This window comes from Caballeronia sp. LZ028, assembly GCF_031451415.1.
Lineage (GTDB): Bacteria > Pseudomonadota > Gammaproteobacteria > Burkholderiales > Burkholderiaceae > Caballeronia > Caballeronia zhejiangensis.
This window is the reverse complement of the sequence record NZ_JARUXN010000001.1, coordinates 37,394-52,467: the sequence shown is the minus strand read 5'-3', so window position 1 is coordinate 52,467 and position 15,074 is coordinate 37,394. Positions and strand designations below refer to the sequence as shown.

14 protein-coding genes are annotated in these 15,074 nt (G+C 63.4%); 10 read left to right on the top strand and 4 right to left on the bottom strand.

Annotated features, from left to right (window positions below; all coding sequences use genetic code 11):
* The first annotated feature begins 94 nt into the window (after positions 1-94).
* From QCE58_RS00270 to QCE58_RS00260, 3 genes are read left to right on the top strand one after another with little or no spacing between them, the layout of a single operon-like run.
* On the top strand, positions 95-1,051 hold the full coding sequence (locus tag QCE58_RS00270; RefSeq protein ID WP_008352635.1) for a complex I NDUFA9 subunit family protein: 957 nt from the start codon (positions 95-97) through the stop codon (positions 1,049-1,051).
* An 18-nt stretch (positions 1,052-1,069) separates the two neighbouring features.
* The gene (locus tag QCE58_RS00265; RefSeq protein ID WP_008352636.1) at positions 1,070-1,690 is read left to right on the top strand and encodes a glutathione S-transferase family protein; all 621 of its coding nucleotides are present in this window, start codon (positions 1,070-1,072) and stop codon (positions 1,688-1,690) included.
* Entirely contained in the window at positions 1,687-2,922 is a 1,236-nt protein-coding gene (locus tag QCE58_RS00260) for a multifunctional CCA addition/repair protein (protein WP_008352637.1), read from the top strand. The genes QCE58_RS00265 and QCE58_RS00260 overlap by 4 nt, the downstream gene beginning before the upstream one ends.
* Before the next feature lie 724 nt (positions 2,923-3,646).
* Here the strand turns inward: QCE58_RS00260 and QCE58_RS00255 are convergent.
* Both QCE58_RS00255 and QCE58_RS00250 read right to left on the bottom strand, forming a co-directional pair.
* A complete protein-coding gene (locus QCE58_RS00255; RefSeq protein WP_008352638.1) occupies positions 3,647-3,841 on the bottom strand; it encodes a DUF2905 domain-containing protein in 195 nt (64 codons plus the stop codon).
* A gap of 10 nt (positions 3,842-3,851) precedes the next feature.
* The gene (locus QCE58_RS00250) at positions 3,852-5,057 is read right to left on the bottom strand and encodes a class I SAM-dependent methyltransferase (RefSeq protein WP_250520830.1); all 1,206 of its coding nucleotides are present in this window, start codon (positions 5,055-5,057) and stop codon (positions 3,852-3,854) included.
* Between the two features lie 13 nt (positions 5,058-5,070).
* Between QCE58_RS00250 and QCE58_RS00245 the strand changes: the two genes are divergently transcribed.
* The 5 genes from QCE58_RS00245 to glmS all read left to right on the top strand — a co-directional run bounded on the left by QCE58_RS00245 (position 5,071) and on the right by glmS (position 10,668).
* Entirely contained in the window at positions 5,071-5,913 is an 843-nt protein-coding gene (locus tag QCE58_RS00245; protein WP_250481779.1) for an SDR family oxidoreductase, read from the top strand.
* 27 nt (positions 5,914-5,940) lie between these two features.
* Positions 5,941-6,342 (top strand): dihydroneopterin aldolase, encoded by a 402-nt coding sequence (locus tag QCE58_RS00240; RefSeq protein ID WP_008352641.1) that lies wholly within the window; start codon positions 5,941-5,943, stop codon positions 6,340-6,342.
* Positions 6,339-7,310 carry a tRNA 2-thiocytidine(32) synthetase TtcA gene (gene ttcA, locus QCE58_RS00235; RefSeq protein WP_008352644.1) on the top strand — a complete coding sequence of 324 codons (972 nt, stop codon included), beginning with the start codon at positions 6,339-6,341 and terminating at the stop codon, positions 7,308-7,310. Before QCE58_RS00240 ends, ttcA begins: the two co-directional genes overlap by 4 nt.
* Before the next feature lie 96 nt (positions 7,311-7,406).
* Complete coding sequence (glmU, locus tag QCE58_RS00230; RefSeq protein ID WP_008352645.1) at positions 7,407-8,768, top strand: bifunctional UDP-N-acetylglucosamine diphosphorylase/glucosamine-1-phosphate N-acetyltransferase GlmU; 1,362 nt, start codon at positions 7,407-7,409, stop codon at positions 8,766-8,768.
* 82 nt (positions 8,769-8,850) lie between these two features.
* Positions 8,851-10,668: a glutamine--fructose-6-phosphate transaminase (isomerizing) gene (gene glmS / locus QCE58_RS00225; protein ID WP_034473249.1), complete on the top strand. Its 1,818-nt coding sequence runs from the start codon at positions 8,851-8,853 to the stop codon at positions 10,666-10,668.
* Positions 10,669-10,730: 62 nt separating this feature from the next.
* On the opposite strand, the gene chrA is transcribed toward glmS, so the two are convergent.
* Positions 10,731-11,936 (bottom strand): chromate efflux transporter, encoded by a 1,206-nt coding sequence (gene chrA / locus QCE58_RS00220; RefSeq protein ID WP_250481711.1) that lies wholly within the window; start codon positions 11,934-11,936, stop codon positions 10,731-10,733.
* 280 nt (positions 11,937-12,216) lie between these two features.
* Entirely contained in the window at positions 12,217-12,918 is a 702-nt protein-coding gene (locus QCE58_RS00215; RefSeq protein WP_250440268.1) for a FadR/GntR family transcriptional regulator, read from the bottom strand.
* Between the two features lie 381 nt (positions 12,919-13,299).
* Here QCE58_RS00215 and garL point away from each other — a divergent pair, with 381 nt between their 5' ends.
* Positions 13,300-14,085, top strand: coding sequence for a 2-dehydro-3-deoxyglucarate aldolase (gene garL / locus QCE58_RS00210; RefSeq protein WP_175979608.1), 786 nt, complete (start codon positions 13,300-13,302; stop codon positions 14,083-14,085).
* Entirely contained in the window at positions 14,019-15,029 is a 1,011-nt protein-coding gene (locus QCE58_RS00205) for a 2-hydroxy-3-oxopropionate reductase (protein WP_268811673.1), read from the top strand. Before garL ends, QCE58_RS00205 begins: the two co-directional genes overlap by 67 nt.
* The last annotated feature ends 45 nt before the right edge of the window (positions 15,030-15,074 follow it).

Genomic DNA, 15,074 nt, shown 5'->3' with positions numbered 1-15,074 from the left:
GCGTCGAACGACAGGACGCGCGGGCGTTTTCATTTCTGCGCCGGCGTTCTGAACTGAAGCCGCATTCGTCAGGCCGCGACCCAAGAGGCGAACTATGCGACACCAACATATAGCGTTGATCGGCGGTTCGGGATTCATCGGCAGCCATCTCGTCAATGCGCTCGTCGATCTCGGCAAGAACGTGCGCGTCGCGACGCGACGGCGCTCGAACGCCGCGCATCTCACGCTGTTGCCCGTCGACGTCATCGAGACCGATGTGCACGATCCCGTGCAACTCGCCGCGTTCATCGATCAGAGCGATGCCGTGATCAATCTCGTCGGCATTCTTCAGGGACGGCGCGACGATCCGTACGGGCCGGAGTTCGCGAAAGCGCATGTCGAACTGCCGCGCAAGATCGCCGCCGCGTGCGAGGCGAAGGGCGTGCGGCGTCTGTTGCATATGAGCGCGATCGGCGCCGATCCGGCGGGCCCGAGCATGTATCTGCGTTCGAAGGGCGACGGCGAAAAGATCGTCCGAGAATCCGGACTCGACTGGACGGTCTTTCGCAGTTCCGTCGTGTTCGGTCCGGAGGACAATCTCCTGAATCAGTTTGCGTTTCTGGAACGCATGTTCCCGGTGATTCCGCTCGCTTGTGCCGATGCGCAGTTTCAGCCGGTCTTCGTCGGCGACGTGGCGAAGGCGATGGTCAACGTGCTCGATCTCGACGCCGCCAATGGCCATGTCTACGAGCTCGCCGGGCCGAGCGTCTACACGCTCGCGGAACTGGTGCGTTTCGCGGGCGCGACCATCGGCAAGCATTCGCGCATCATCAAGCTGCCGGAGAGCCTCGGCCGCCTGCAGGCGATGACGATGGAAATGGCGCCCGGCCAGCCCGTCATCTCGCGCGACAATCTCGATTCGATGAAGACGCCGAGCATCGCGAGCGGGCCGCTTGCGCCGGAACTGGGCATCGACGAGCCGGCGAGCATCGAGACCATCGCGCCGCTGTATCTGAGCGGCAACTCGCCGCGCTCGCGCTTCAACGGATATCGCGCAACCGCGCATCGTTAATCTTCTTTTTGTGATCGCATGAAACTCGTTATCGGTGACAAGTTCAATTCTTCCTGGTCGATGCGCCCGTGGGTGCTGCTCAAACATTTCGGCATCCCGTTCGAAGAGACGCTGATCCGCCTCGGCCAGCCCGACACGAAAGCGAAGATTCTCGAAGTGTCGCCGTCCGGCAAGGTGCCGTGCCTCATCACCGATGCGGGCGATTCCGTGTGGGAGTCGCTCGCGATCGTCGAAACGATCGCCGAGGCGCATCCCGAACACGCGATGTGGCCACGCGACGCGGCTCTCCGCGCGCGCGCCCGCAGCATCAGCGCGGAAATGCACGCGGGTTTCGCGGACTTGCGCGAGAACATGCCGATGGAAATCACGACGCGCGCGCCGGGCGCGGGCGCGACGCCGGGCGCGCTCGCGAACATCGCGCGCATCGAGGCGATCTGGGCGGAGTGCCTGGCGAAATCGGGCGGGCCGTTTTTGTTCGGCGAGTTCGGTATCGCGGACGCGATGTTCGCGCCGGTCGTCATGCGCTTCAACACCTACGCGCCTGAACTGAGCGCGACGTCGCTCGATTATGCGAAACGCGTGACGGCGCTGCCCGCGGTCGCGGCGTGGATCGACGGCGCGCGCGAGGAAGCGCGATGAACATCTACGCAGTCGGCGGCGCGATCCGCGACGAATTGCTCGGCGTGCCGGTGGTGGATCGCGATTATGTCGTCGTCGGCGCGACGCCCGAGCAGATGGTGGCGCAGGGTTATCGGCCGGTCGGCAAGGACTTTCCGGTGTTTTTGCATCCGCAGACGCACGAGGAATACGCGCTCGCGCGCACGGAGCGCAAGACGGCGGCGGGTTATCACGGCTTCCAGTTCTACTATTCGCCGGATGTGACGCTCGAGGAAGATCTCGCGCGCCGCGATCTCACGATCAACGCGATGGCGCGCGAAGTCACGCCGGCGGGCGAGCTGACCGGTCCGGTGATCGATCCGTTCGACGGGCAGAGCGATCTGAAGAACAAGTTGTTCAGGCATGTCGGCGATGCGTTCATCGAGGATCCGGTGCGTATTCTGCGACTCGCGCGTTTTGCGGCGCGTTTCGCGGATTTCGATGTCGCGCCCGAAACCGCCGAGCTGATGAAGCGGATGGTCGCGGCGGGCGAAGTCGATGCGCTCGTCGCCGAGCGTGTGTGGCAGGAAGTGTCGCGCGGGCTGATGGAAAAGAAGCCGTCGCGCATGTTCGACGTGCTGCGCGGATGCGGCGCGCTCGCGCGGATTCTGCCGGAGGTGGATGCGTTGTGGGGCGTGCCGCAGCGCGCGGACTATCACCCGGAAGTGGATACCGGCGTGCATGTGATGATGGTGCTCGACTACGCCGCGTCGCAGGGATTCGCGTTGCCGGTGCGCTTCGCGGCGCTGACGCACGATCTTGGCAAGGCGACGACGCCGGAGCATGTTTTGCCGCGGCATATCGGCCATGAGGGACGCAGCGTCGACCTCTTGCGGCCTTTGTGCGAGCGCTTGCGCGTGCCGAACGAATGCCGCGATCTGGCGATGCTCGTCGCGCGTGAGCACGGGAATATTCATCGCGTGATGGAGATGGGCGCGGCGGCGCTCGTCAGGCTGTTCGAGCGATCGGATGCGATACGCAAGCCTGCGAGGTTTGCTGAAGCGCTACAGGCTTGTGTCGCGGATGCGCGTGGGCGGCTTGGGTTGGAGCAGCAGGCTTATCCGCAGGCTGAGCGTTTGCGGGAGGCGTTGGTTGCGGCTCGTGCGGTCGATGCCGGGGCCGTTGCGCAGGCGTTTGCTTCTAATCCTTCCAAGATCAAGGATGCCGTGCATGATGCGCGGGTCGCGGCGGTGAAAGGCGCTTTGGGGGTTTGACGGCTTCTTGTTTTGCTTTGTTTTGCTTTGTCTTGCGGTTCGTTTGTTTTTTTGTTTTCGCCGGATCCTGTGTTCGTGTCGGTCTATTAGCGTTGCCCCTGTGCGGGGCGGCACCTACTTTCTTTGCTGCTGCAAAGAAAGTAGGCAAAGAAAGCAGCTTTTCAGGCCCGCGGTCACACGCAATTTGGGTAGTTCTCTCGTCCTCGATGGCACTCGCCTAAAGAGTGCCCTCATCACAATAACCGGGCTTGGATCGCGCACGGTCCGCCGCCCGAAACCGTTGAGAACGCTGGTTCAGCACGAAAGAGCTTCGGCACAGCGCTACGCGCTGCCGCCCGGTATGCAAGGGAAACCAACGTGCGGCAAGTGCAGCGAGATTAAGACGTTAGTAGCGAAGCACACGCAGACCCGATTCACCGGTCGGCCGCGAAGCGGGCCGGAGCTATTTAGTGCTGAACCAGTTTGTTGTGTGGTGCGATGTGGCAGACCGTGCGCGAGCCAAGCCCGATGGGGCCTATGAGGGCACTCTTTAGGCAGCCCACGATGGACGAGAGGACTACCCAAATTGCGTGTGACCGCGGGCGTATCGGGAGCTGCTTTCTTTGCTTACTTTCTTTGCAGCAGCAAAGAAAGTGAGTGCCGCCCCGCACAGGGGCAGTGCTAATAGACCGACGCGAAAACGGGATCCGGCGAAAACGAAAGCAGAAGCAAAAGCAAAAAACCCTCAAAGCGCCCGCGCAATCAACGACAACAAAACCGACAACAGCAGCGTCGACATAAAGGGAAACGAATATTCCCGCCCAAATATCCGCAGCGTGAAATCTCCGGGAAGCCTCCCGATGCCGATCTTCTTGAGCCACGGCAGCGACCCCGAAAGAATCGCGAGCGCGATAAACGTAGTGAGCAGCCAGCGGATCATGATCGCTTACTCATAGCGTATGAGACCGATCGCCGGCCGAAAACGCATCCAGCATTCCGGGAATGCCGCGCGAAAACGCGATCACCTTGAACAACTCGCCCATTTCCGCCTCCGAAAGCAGCTTCTGCACGGCATTCGCAGCAGGCAAAAAGCGCTTCACATCAGCGGGATCGAGATCGCTGAGCACATCGGTGATGCCGGCATTCATCAGAAACCGCGCCTGCGACGTAAATCCGAGCAAATCCGCACCCGCTTCGACGCCTGCTTCCGCGATGCCCGTAAACTCGACATGCGCCGTGATGTCCTGCAATCCCGGATACAGAAACGGATCCGAATGCGCGCGATGCCGGTAGTGACACATCAGCGTGCCCGCCGCGCGCTGCGCGTGATAGAACTCGCGTCGCGGAAAACCATAGTCGATGAAAAATGCCGCACCGCGCACAAGCATCGTGCAGACGGTCTTCGTGAACGCGAGCGCGGCCTCGTGCGTCTCCGTCACATATTCGGCAAAAGGCTCGTCGTTGGCTTCATCGATGGCGGCATCGATCAGTTCGACCTGCGCGTCCGGCGCAATCGGCCGGTCATCGAAGGCAAAGCGGTCGTTCAGCGCCACGACGCCACGCTCGTGCCACGCGCCGAGCTTGCGCACGACCAGACGCACAGGCATCGCGTCGAGCACTTCGTTGCCGATCACGACGCCCTCGAACGCATCGGGCAGCGCGTCGAGCCATTTCACCTTCGCGGCGAGCGCCGGCGCGTCCTTCTCGACGGTCTCGCGCTGACGTTCGCGCAACTCGCCCGAAAGATCGACGATCGTGTAGCTGTCGAAGGCGACATCGAGTTCGGCGAGCGCGTTCAGCAAGCCCGCCGCGAGCCTGCCGGTGCCCGCGCCGAATTCCATCAATTGCTTCGTGTCGCTTTGTTGCAACGCCTGCGCGACGGGCCGCGCGAGCGTCGTCGCGAAAAGCGGGGACAGTTCCGGCGCGGTGACGAAATCGCTGCCGTCTTCCGCGCGGCGGCCGAATTTCATTGCTCCGCCGCTGTAATAGCCGAGGCCGGGCGCGTACAACGCGAGGTCCATATAGCGGTCGAACGGCAACCAGCCGCCCGCCGCGGCAATGCGCCCGCGGATCAGGTCGGTGAGCGCTTCGGACTGCGCGAGCGCGTCGGCGCCCGGAGCAGGTAAACTATCGGATTGTCTGGCATTCGGATTCATCCCAGTATTGTAAATGAGCGCTTCCACGCCGTTTTCTTCCGTCAACACGTCGTCATCCGGTCCCGTTTCGCGTGCGCGCGCCGTGCTCGTGACCGGCGCGGCGAAACGCATCGGGCGCGGCGTCGCGCTCGAATTCGCGCGGCAAGGCTGGGATGTGGCCGTGCATTACGGCCACTCGGCGCATGAAGCGCGCGAAACCGTCGCGGATATCGAGTCGCTCGGGCGCCGCGCGGTTGCACTGAAAGCGGATCTCGCCGTCGAGGCCGAGGTAGAACGGCTCGTGCCGGCGTGCGCCGAAGCGTTCGGCGGTCTGAACTGCGTGGTGAACTGCGCGTCGCGTTTCGACGAAGATACGGCCATCGACTTCGGCTACGCGAGGCTGCTCGAGATGACCGCCGTCAACGTCGCGGCGCCGCTCACGCTCGCGCGCATGCTGCACGAGATCACGCCCGAGTCCGCAACCGTCGATGACGCGCAACGCGGCGTCGTCATCAACGTGCTGGATCAGAAGCTGTACAACATGAACCCGGACTACCTGTCGTACACGCTGACGAAGGCGGCGCTCGAAAACGCCACCATCGCGCTCGCGCAGGCGCTGGGTCCGAAACTGCGCGTCGTCGGCCTCGCGCCCGGTCTGACGCTGATTTCCGCCGGCCAGACGCCCGCGTCGTTCGAGACGGCGCATCGCGTGACGCCGCTCAACCGCGCATCGACGGTCGACGACGTCGCGCAGGCCGCGTGTTATCTCGCGAACGCGCACGGCGTGACCGGCACGACGCTCGTCGTCGACGGCGGCCAGCATCTCGTGCCGAGTCCGCGCGACGTCATGTACATGATCGGCGCGCAAAAGTCCTGAAACGCGCCACTGAATATTGGAACCAACATGCTTGCCGCACTTTCGCATCCCCGGCTGACCGATTGCCGGCGGCTTTTTCTGCGTAACTACGAAGTTCGCATCAACATCGGTGTGCATGACTTCGAAAAGCGCGGCGAGCAACGTGTCGTCATCAACGTCGAGTTGTACGTGCCGCTCGCGCTGTCGACGCCCGTCGCCGACAAGCTCGCCGAAGTCGTCGACTACGATTTCATGCGCTCGACCATCGCCGAGCGCGTGAAGCGCGGACACATCCATTTGCAGGAAACGCTGTGCGACGACGTCGCGGCCGCGCTGCTCGCGCATCCGAACGTGCGCGCCGTGGCCGTGTCGACGGAAAAGCCCGACGTCTATCCCGATTGCGACGCGGTCGGCGTCGAAGTCTTCCGCATCAAAGAGGAACGAGCATGAACGCGCGCGACACGATCGAAGCCGCAGCCGAAACCGCAGAAGCGCAAAAGCCGGTGCGCGAGGCGCTGACGAAGCGCCAGCAAAAGGAAGCATACGAGAACAACAAGCTGTTCAAGCGCATCGCGCGCCAGGTCGGCGAGGCGATCGGCGACTTCAACATGATCGAGGAAGGCGACAAGGTCATGGTGTGCCTGTCCGGCGGCAAGGACAGCTACGCGATGCTCGACATCCTCATGCGCCTGCGCGAGCGCGCGCCGATCAACTTCGAGATCGTCGCCGTCAATCTCGATCAGAAGCAGCCGGGCTTTCCGGAACACGTGCTGCCGGAATATCTGAGCAAGCTCGACATTCCGTTCCATATCGAGAATCAGGACACGTACAGCATCGTCAAGCGGCTCGTGCCGGAAGGCAAGACGACATGTTCGCTCTGCTCGCGACTGCGCCGGGGCATTTTGTATCGAGTCGCGGGCGAGCTCGGCGCGACGAAGATCGCGCTCGGACATCATCGCGACGACATCCTGCAGACGCTGCTGCTCAACATGTTCTACGGCGGCAAGCTGAAGGGCATGCCGCCCAAGCTGCAATCCGATGACGGCAAGAACATCGTCATTCGTCCGCTCGCGTACGTGAAGGAAGTCGATCTCGAAAAATACGCCGAACTGCGCGAATTCCCGATCATTCCGTGCAATCTGTGCGGCAGCCAGCCGAATCTGAAGCGCGCGGAAATGAAGGCGCTGGTCCGAGAATGGGACAAGCGTTTTCCGGGGCGCGTGGAAAACATGTTCAACGCGCTGTCGAACGTGGTGCCGTCGCATCTGATGGACAGCAAACTTTTCCCGTTCGCCGGATTGCGCGCGACGGGCGAGGCCGATCCGCAAGGCGATATCGCGTTCGACGAGGAACCGTGTGCGACCGAACCGTCAGGAACGTCCGGCACGGTTTCAATTGTGCAGTTCGACGACCTGTAACCTTTATCCAATAAGGCGCAGCGTGGGTTTCGCCGCATTGCGCCAAAGAGCCGCGTGATAAATTGGCGGCTCGTCATACCAGCAAGGCTTTCAGCGATGAACATCGTGATTCTGGCTGCCGGCATGGGCAAGCGCATGCGCTCCGCCCTGCCGAAAGTGCTTCATCCATTGGCGGGCAAACCGCTGCTCGCGCACGTCATCGATACGGCGCGCACGCTGTCGCCGACGCGGCTCGTCGTCGTCGTCGGACATGGCGCGGACAAGGTTCGCGAGGCCGTCGGCGCGCCGGACGTCCAGTTCGCTCTGCAGGACAAACAACTCGGCACGGGACACGCCGTGCAGCAGGCGCTGCCGCTGCTCGATCCATCGGTTCCGACGCTCGTGCTGTACGGCGACGTGCCGCTCACGCGTGCGAGCACGCTCGAACGTCTGATCGCCGCCGCGGGCGCGGAGCGCTACGGCGTCCTGACCGTGAACGTGGGCGATCCGACGGGCTACGGGCGCATCGTGCGCGACGCCGCCGGCAAGGTGAAGAAGATCGTCGAGCAAAAGGATGCGAGCGAGGAAGAACGGCGCATCGCGGAAATCAATACGGGGATCGTCATCACGCCGACGCGCACGCTCGAATCGTGGCTCGCGTCGCTGAAGAACAACAACGCGCAGGGCGAGTTCTATCTGACGGACGTCGTCGAGCGCGCGATCGAAGCGGGCGTCGAAGTCGTCACCGCGCAGCCGGACGCCGAATGGGAAACGCTCGGCGTGAACAGCAAGATCCAGCTCGCGGAGCTGGAGCGCATCCATCAGCGCAACGTCGCGAACGCGCTGCTCGATGCGGGCGTGACGCTGATGGACCCGGCGCGCATCGACGTGCGCGGCACGCTCGAATGCGGCGCGGATGTGTCGATCGACGTGAACTGCGTGTTCGAAGGACGCGTGACGCTCGCCGACAACGTGACGATCGGCCCGAACTGCGTGATCCGCGACGCGACCATCGGCGCGGGCACGCGAATCGATGCGTACACGCACATCGAAGGCGGCAAGACGGGCGCGAACGTCGTGCTCGGTCCGTACGCGCGGCTGCGTCCGGGCGCGACGCTCGGCGATGAAGCGCATGTCGGCAACTTCGTCGAAGTGAAGAATGCGGTGTTCGGGCGCGGCTCGAAGGCGAACCATCTCAGCTATATCGGCGATTCGGATGTCGGCGCGCGCGTGAACATCGGCGCGGGCACCATCACCTGTAATTACGACGGCGCGAACAAGCATCGCACGGTGATCGAGGACGACGTGTTCGTCGGCTCGGATACGCAACTGGTCGCGCCGGTGCGCGTGGGCCGCGGCGTGACGATCGCGGCCGGCACGACAGTATGGAAGGACGTTGGCGAAGGCGAGCTGGTGCTCAATGAGAAGTCGCAAGTGAGCAAGACGGGCTACGTGCGCCCGGTCAAGAAGAAGTCGTAAGGCTGTACGTCAGATTCAGCCCAACGCGCGCGGCGCATCGTGCATCGCGCTTTCGAATGCAAGTCTCAGAGGAAGAACGTCCATGTGCGGAATTGTCGGCGCGGTAGCGCAACGTAACATCGTCTCGGTGCTGGTCGAAGGTCTGCGCCGGCTCGAATATCGCGGCTACGACTCGTGCGGCGTGGCCGTTCTGAGCAACGGCGAGCCGCGCCGCGCGCGCAGCGTCGCGCGCGTATCCGATCTCGACGCGCAAGTGCGCGAGACGAACCTCGGCGGCATGACCGGCATCGCGCACACGCGCTGGGCCACGCACGGCGCGCCCGTCACCGACAACGCGCATCCGATCTTCTCGCGCGATACCGTCGCGCTCGTGCACAACGGCATCATCGAGAACTACGAGTCGCTGCGCGAAATGCTGAAGGGCAAGGGCTACGAGTTCGTGTCGCAGACCGACACCGAAGTCATCGCGCATCTGATTCACAGCATGTATCGCGGCGATCTCTTTCAAACCGTGCGCGAGGCCGTGAAGCAACTGCACGGCGCGTATGCGATCGCGGTGATGCACCGGAATCAGCCGCATACGGTCGTCGGCGCGCGTCAGGGTTCGCCGCTCGTCGTCGGCGTGGGCGAGGGCGAAAACTTCCTGGCTTCCGATGCGCTCGCGCTCGCCGGCAGCACGGACCGCTTCGCGTTCCTCGAAGAAGGCGATGTTGTCGAGATCGGTCTCGAAGGCGTGAAGATCGTCGATCGCGAAGGTGTACCCGCCGAGCGCGAAGTGCGCGTGGTGACGGCGTACGGCGGCGCGGTCGAGCTCGGGCCGTATCGCCATTTCATGCAAAAGGAAATCTTCGAGCAGCCGCGCGCGATCACCGACACGATTCCGCAAGCCGACGAGTTCAGCCCGAGCCTCTTCGGTGAAGCGGCGCGCGACGCGTTCTCGCAGGTCGACAGCATTCTCATTCTCGCGTGCGGCACGAGCTACTACTCGGGCGTGACGGCGAAATACTGGCTCGAATCGATCGCGAAGATTCCGACGCAGGTCGAGATCGCGAGCGAATATCGTTATCGCGAATCGGTGCCGAATCCAAAGGCGCTGGTCGTCGTGATTTCGCAATCGGGCGAAACCGCCGACACGCTCGCCGCGCTCAAGCACGCGCAGTCGCTCGGCCACAAGCACACGCTCGCCGTGTGCAACGTCGCGACGAGCGCGATGGTGCGCCAGACCGAACTCGCATTCCTGACGCACGCGGGCACCGAAATCGGCGTGGCATCGACGAAGGCGTTCACGACGCAGCTCGTCGGTCTCTTCGTGCTCGCGGTGACGCTCGCGAAGATGCGCGGTCACGTCGACGCGAAGCGCGAAGCGGCGTACTTCACGCAACTGCGCCACTTGCCGGCTGCGCTGAACAGCGTGCTCGCGCTGGAGCCGCAGATCATCGCGTGGTCGGAAGAGTTCGCGCGCAAGGAGAATGCGCTGTTCCTCGGCCGCGGCCTGCATTATCCGATCGCACTCGAAGGCGCGTTGAAGCTCAAGGAAATTTCGTACATCCACGCTGAAGCGTATCCGGCGGGCGAGCTGAAGCACGGGCCGCTCGCGCTCGTCACCGAGGCGATGCCGGTCGTGACCGTCGCGCCGAACGACGCGCTGCTCGAAAAGCTGAAGTCGAACATGCAGGAAGTGCGCGCGCGCGGCGGCGAACTGTACGTGTTCGCGGATGCGGATACGCGCATCGTCAGCGAGGACGGCATCCATGTGATCCGCATGCCGGAGCATTACGGCGCATTGTCGCCGATCCTGCACGTCGTGCCGCTGCAGTTGCTCGCGTATCACACGGCGTGTGCGCGCGGGACGGATGTCGACAAGCCGCGCAATCTGGCTAAGTCGGTGACGGTGGAATAAGGTCGGTTGATCGGCTGAAAAAGAATAAAGAGGTCCGCGCATGTCGCGGACCTTTTTCATTTTCACGCGCCGATCACCCATCCGCCGATCGCGGTCAGCGCCACGACGATCACCGGAGACACGCGCCCCACGACGAGCAAACCGAACGCGGCCAACGCCAGCGCGACATCCGCACGCGAATGCACGGCGCTCGTCCAGACCGGGTCGTACAGCGCCGCGCCGAGAATGCCGACGACCGCCGCGTTCACGCCGCCCATCGCGCGCTGTATCGCGTCCCGCTGACGCAACGTCTCCCAAAACGGCAGTGCGCCGAGCACGAGCAGAAACGCGGGCAGGAACATGGCGACGACCATCGCGAAACCGCCGATCCATCCGCCGAGCGGCGCGGGCATCACCGCGCCCAGAAACGCGGCGAAGGTAAAGAGCGGCCCCGGCACGGCTTGGGCCGCGCCATATCCGGCGAGAAAAACATCGTCGGGCACCCATCCGTTCGGCACGACGCTCGCCTGAAGCAGCGGCAACACGACGTGCCCGCCGCCGAAAACGAGCGAGCCCGACCGGTAAAACACCGACGCCATCGCGAGCCAGTTCGCGCCGGTCCAACCGGCGACGCCCGGCAGCAAAGCGAGCAGCACGAAAAAAACCGCGAGCAGCATCGCGCCCTGAGTTCTGCCGATGCCATATCGCCGATGCTTCGCCGACGCCAGATGCGTCAGCGTCAACATCCGCCAGCCGATGATTCCGCCGAACGCGATGGCGCCCAATTGCCCGGCGGCCGACGGCACGGTCAGCGCGATCAACGCGGCGGCCACGGCGATGCCGGCCCGCAACCGGTCCGGACACAGCGACGTCTTCATGCCCCACACCGCTTGCGCGACGATGGCGACCGCCGCGAGCTTGAGACCGTGCACGATCCCGGAGTGAATCAGCTGCGCCGAGTGCGCCAGGCCGAGGGCGAAGAGAATCAGCGCAATCGCGGACGGCAACGTGAAGCCGGTCCATGCCGCCAGCGCGCCGATCCATCCTGCGCGCGCGAAGCCGATCGCGATTCCGACCTGGCTGCTCGCCGGCCCCGGAAGGAACTGACATAGCGCGACGAGATCGGTGAAGCTCGTGTCGTCGAGCCATTTCCGGCGTTCGACGAATTCAGCGCGAAAGTAGCCGATGTGCGCGACCGGTCCGCCGAACGATGTCAGGCCGAGTTTGAGAAACGTCGCGAACACTTCGAACGGCGTTCCGCGCGCGGACTTCGGTTCATGCAAAGCCATCGTCCTGTGGACAACCTTGTTGGCACATCGTCGCGTTAACTGTTGGCGCTTTCTGAACAACTCGACGTCCGTCGAAACGACGCGAAAGTTGTCCCGAGGTCAGGCCGAAACCACGCCCGCCATACCGGAGTTGTCGGCGCGGTAAACCTCTGACGTAAAAAGCGCATTGCCAGTTATCCACCGATTTGCGGCGAGCTTGTTAACTACTACCACGTATACATACGAACTCTTTTGTTTACTCAGACAACGTGGCGGCACTGCCCAAAACATCGGCGCTCATTCAGGCGGCAGCGCCATGCGCGTGTCTCAACCGTTCGCGGCTGTTGCTCAGATGCATGCGCATCGCGGCGCGGGCATCGTCCGGATCCTGACGCACGATCGCCTGATAGATCGCCTTGTGCTCGCTCAGCACACAGCGCAGACGTTCGATCTGATCCAGCTCCGCGATTTCGGCCTTGCCCAGCCGCGTGCGCGGACTGACGCCGCGTCCCATCTGACTAAGCACGTCGTGGAAATAGCGATTCCCGCTCGCCCGCGCGATCTGCAAGTGAAACTCGACGTCGTGTTGCAGCACGTCCGTACTTCCGTTCGAGAGTTGCTCCTCGAAGCGCTTGAGCGCGGCGGCGATCTGCTTCAGATGCGCGTCGGTGCGCCTGCCGGCGGCGAGCGCGGCGGCGGCGCCTTCGAGATCGATGCGAAATTCGATGATCGCCATGATGTCCAGCAGGTTCGACAGGTCGGCATCCGCGAGACGCACGGATTCGCGTTCCTCGGGCGAGCGGATGAACGTGCCGACGCCGTGCCGCGTTTCCACGACGTTCGCCGCCTGCAAGCGCGACACCGCCTCGCGCACCACCGACCGGCTCACCGACAGTTGCTTCATCAGCGCGGCTTCGGTCGGGATCTTGTCGCCGGGACGGAGAACGCCGCGTTCGATATCCTCGATCAGGGTTGCGACGACTTTATCGGTGAGACTGGCCATGGTGATTCGCTGCTGATGGATATTGTTCTGGGAAGCGCGGCGTTTACGCCCGTTGTCGGACGTCTTGGCTTCGCTTAGGATCGGTCTACGCGCATGGCGCGATAAGCCTCGCGCGTGGGGATGTCCGACGACGCATCTTCCTGCGTGGGGAACGCTTCGTCAATTCGACGCGGCCCGCATGTCCTGCGAATTGATATAAGACATCGTATAAGTAGAATTAGACGATTCTTAGCAGAAATCTCTTAATATCAAGGAATACAGGGTTTACGCCGCTGTCGTTTTCCCGCGTTTCCACAGTACCCTGTGTTAAGACGTCCGATAACTACGTGAGTTCGGACTTGCCGCTTTCCAATCAAATCGCCGTCGTCACAGGGAGGCATCATGCCGTCTTCGTCACCATATCAACCGCTGCCCAATACATTCCGAACGTCGCTGCGCGAGCGCAAGCGGCTGATCGGATGCTGGATGTCGCTGGCGAGTCCGATCGTCACCGAACTCGTCGGCGTGGTCGGATTCGACTGGATGCTGCTCGACGCCGAGCACGCGCCGAACGACGCGCTCACGCTCATCCCGCAATTGATGGCGCTGAAAGACAGCCCGAGCGCGCCTGTCGTGCGCCCGCAGGCCAACGATCCCGTCGCGATCAAGAAGCTGCTCGACGGCGGTGTCGTCAATTTCCTGATTCCGTTCGTCGACAGCGCCGCCGATGCCGAGCGCGCCGTCGCCGCGACGCGTTATCCTCCTCAGGGCATCCGCGGCGTGTCGGTCGGGCATCGCGGCAATCGCTACGGCACGGTTCCGAACTACTTCCAGGTCGCGAACGACAATATCAGCGTCGCGGTGCAGATCGAGAGCCGCGCGGCGGTCGAAGCGATCGACGAGATCATCGCGGTCGAAGGCGTCGACGCGCTGTTCGTCGGACCGTCGGATCTCGCGGCATCGTACGGTCACATCGGCCAAGCGAACCATCCGGACGTGCAGGCGGTCATCGCACATGTGTTCGAGCGCGCGCACGCGGCCGGCAAGCCGAGCGGCATTCTCGCGCCCGTGCAGGAAGACGCCGAGCGCTATCTGGCAATGGGCAGCACATTCGTCGCCGTGTGCGCGGATCTGGGGATGCTCAGAAACGCGGCGCAGGGCGTGCGCAAACATTTCATCCCGGACTGAGCGTCGCGCTCGACAAACCGGCATCGAAAATCGACATCAAGGAGCGATACATGCAAAAGGCAGGCTTCATCGGACTGGGCATCATGGGCAATCCCATGGCGGCCAATCTTCTCAAGGGCGGCGTCCAGCTCGCGGCATTCACGCGCAGCGGCGTGCCCGCCGATCTGACCGGCGCGGGCGCCACGGCCTGTGATTCGCCCGCGGCCGTCGCGGAGCAGGCCGACGTCATCTTCATCATGGTGCCGGACACGCCGGACGTCGAACGCGTGCTGTTCGGCGAGAACGGCGTCGCGAGCAAGCTGAAGAGCGGTCAGATCGTCGTCGACATGAGCTCGATTTCGCCGATCGCCACGCGCGAATTCGCGGCGAAAGTGCGCGAGAAGGGCGCGGATTATCTCGACGCGCCCGTGTCCGGCGGCGAAGTCGGCGCGAAGGCCGCGTCGCTGACGATCATGGTCGGCGGCGCGCAAGCCACGTTCGACAAGGTCAAGCCGCTTTTCGACCTGATGGGCAAGAACATCTCGCTGATCGGCGAAGTCGGCGCGGGACAGGTCTGCAAGGTCGCGAATCAGGTGATCGTCGCGGCGACCATCGAGGCGGTCGGCGAAGCGCTCTTGCTCGCATCGAAGGCCGGCGTCGATGCCGAAAAGGTTCGCACCGCGCTGATGGGCGGCTTCGCGTCGTCGCGCATTCTCGAAGTGCACGGCGAGCGCATGACGAAGCGCACGTTCAATCCGGGCTTCCGTATCGAGCTGCATCAGAAGGATTTGAATCTGGCGCTCGCGACGGCGCAATCGCTCGGCGTCGCGCTGCCGAACACGTCGACGTGCATGCAGTTGTTCAATGCGTGCGCCGCGCACGGCGGCAAGGCGTGGGATCACTCGGGCATGGTGCGCGCGCTCGAGATCATGGCGAATCACGAGATCGGGCAGGACAAGAAGTAAGCGTCAGCCTTTCCCGTCTTCGCTAAACACTGCCGGCCTCGCGCC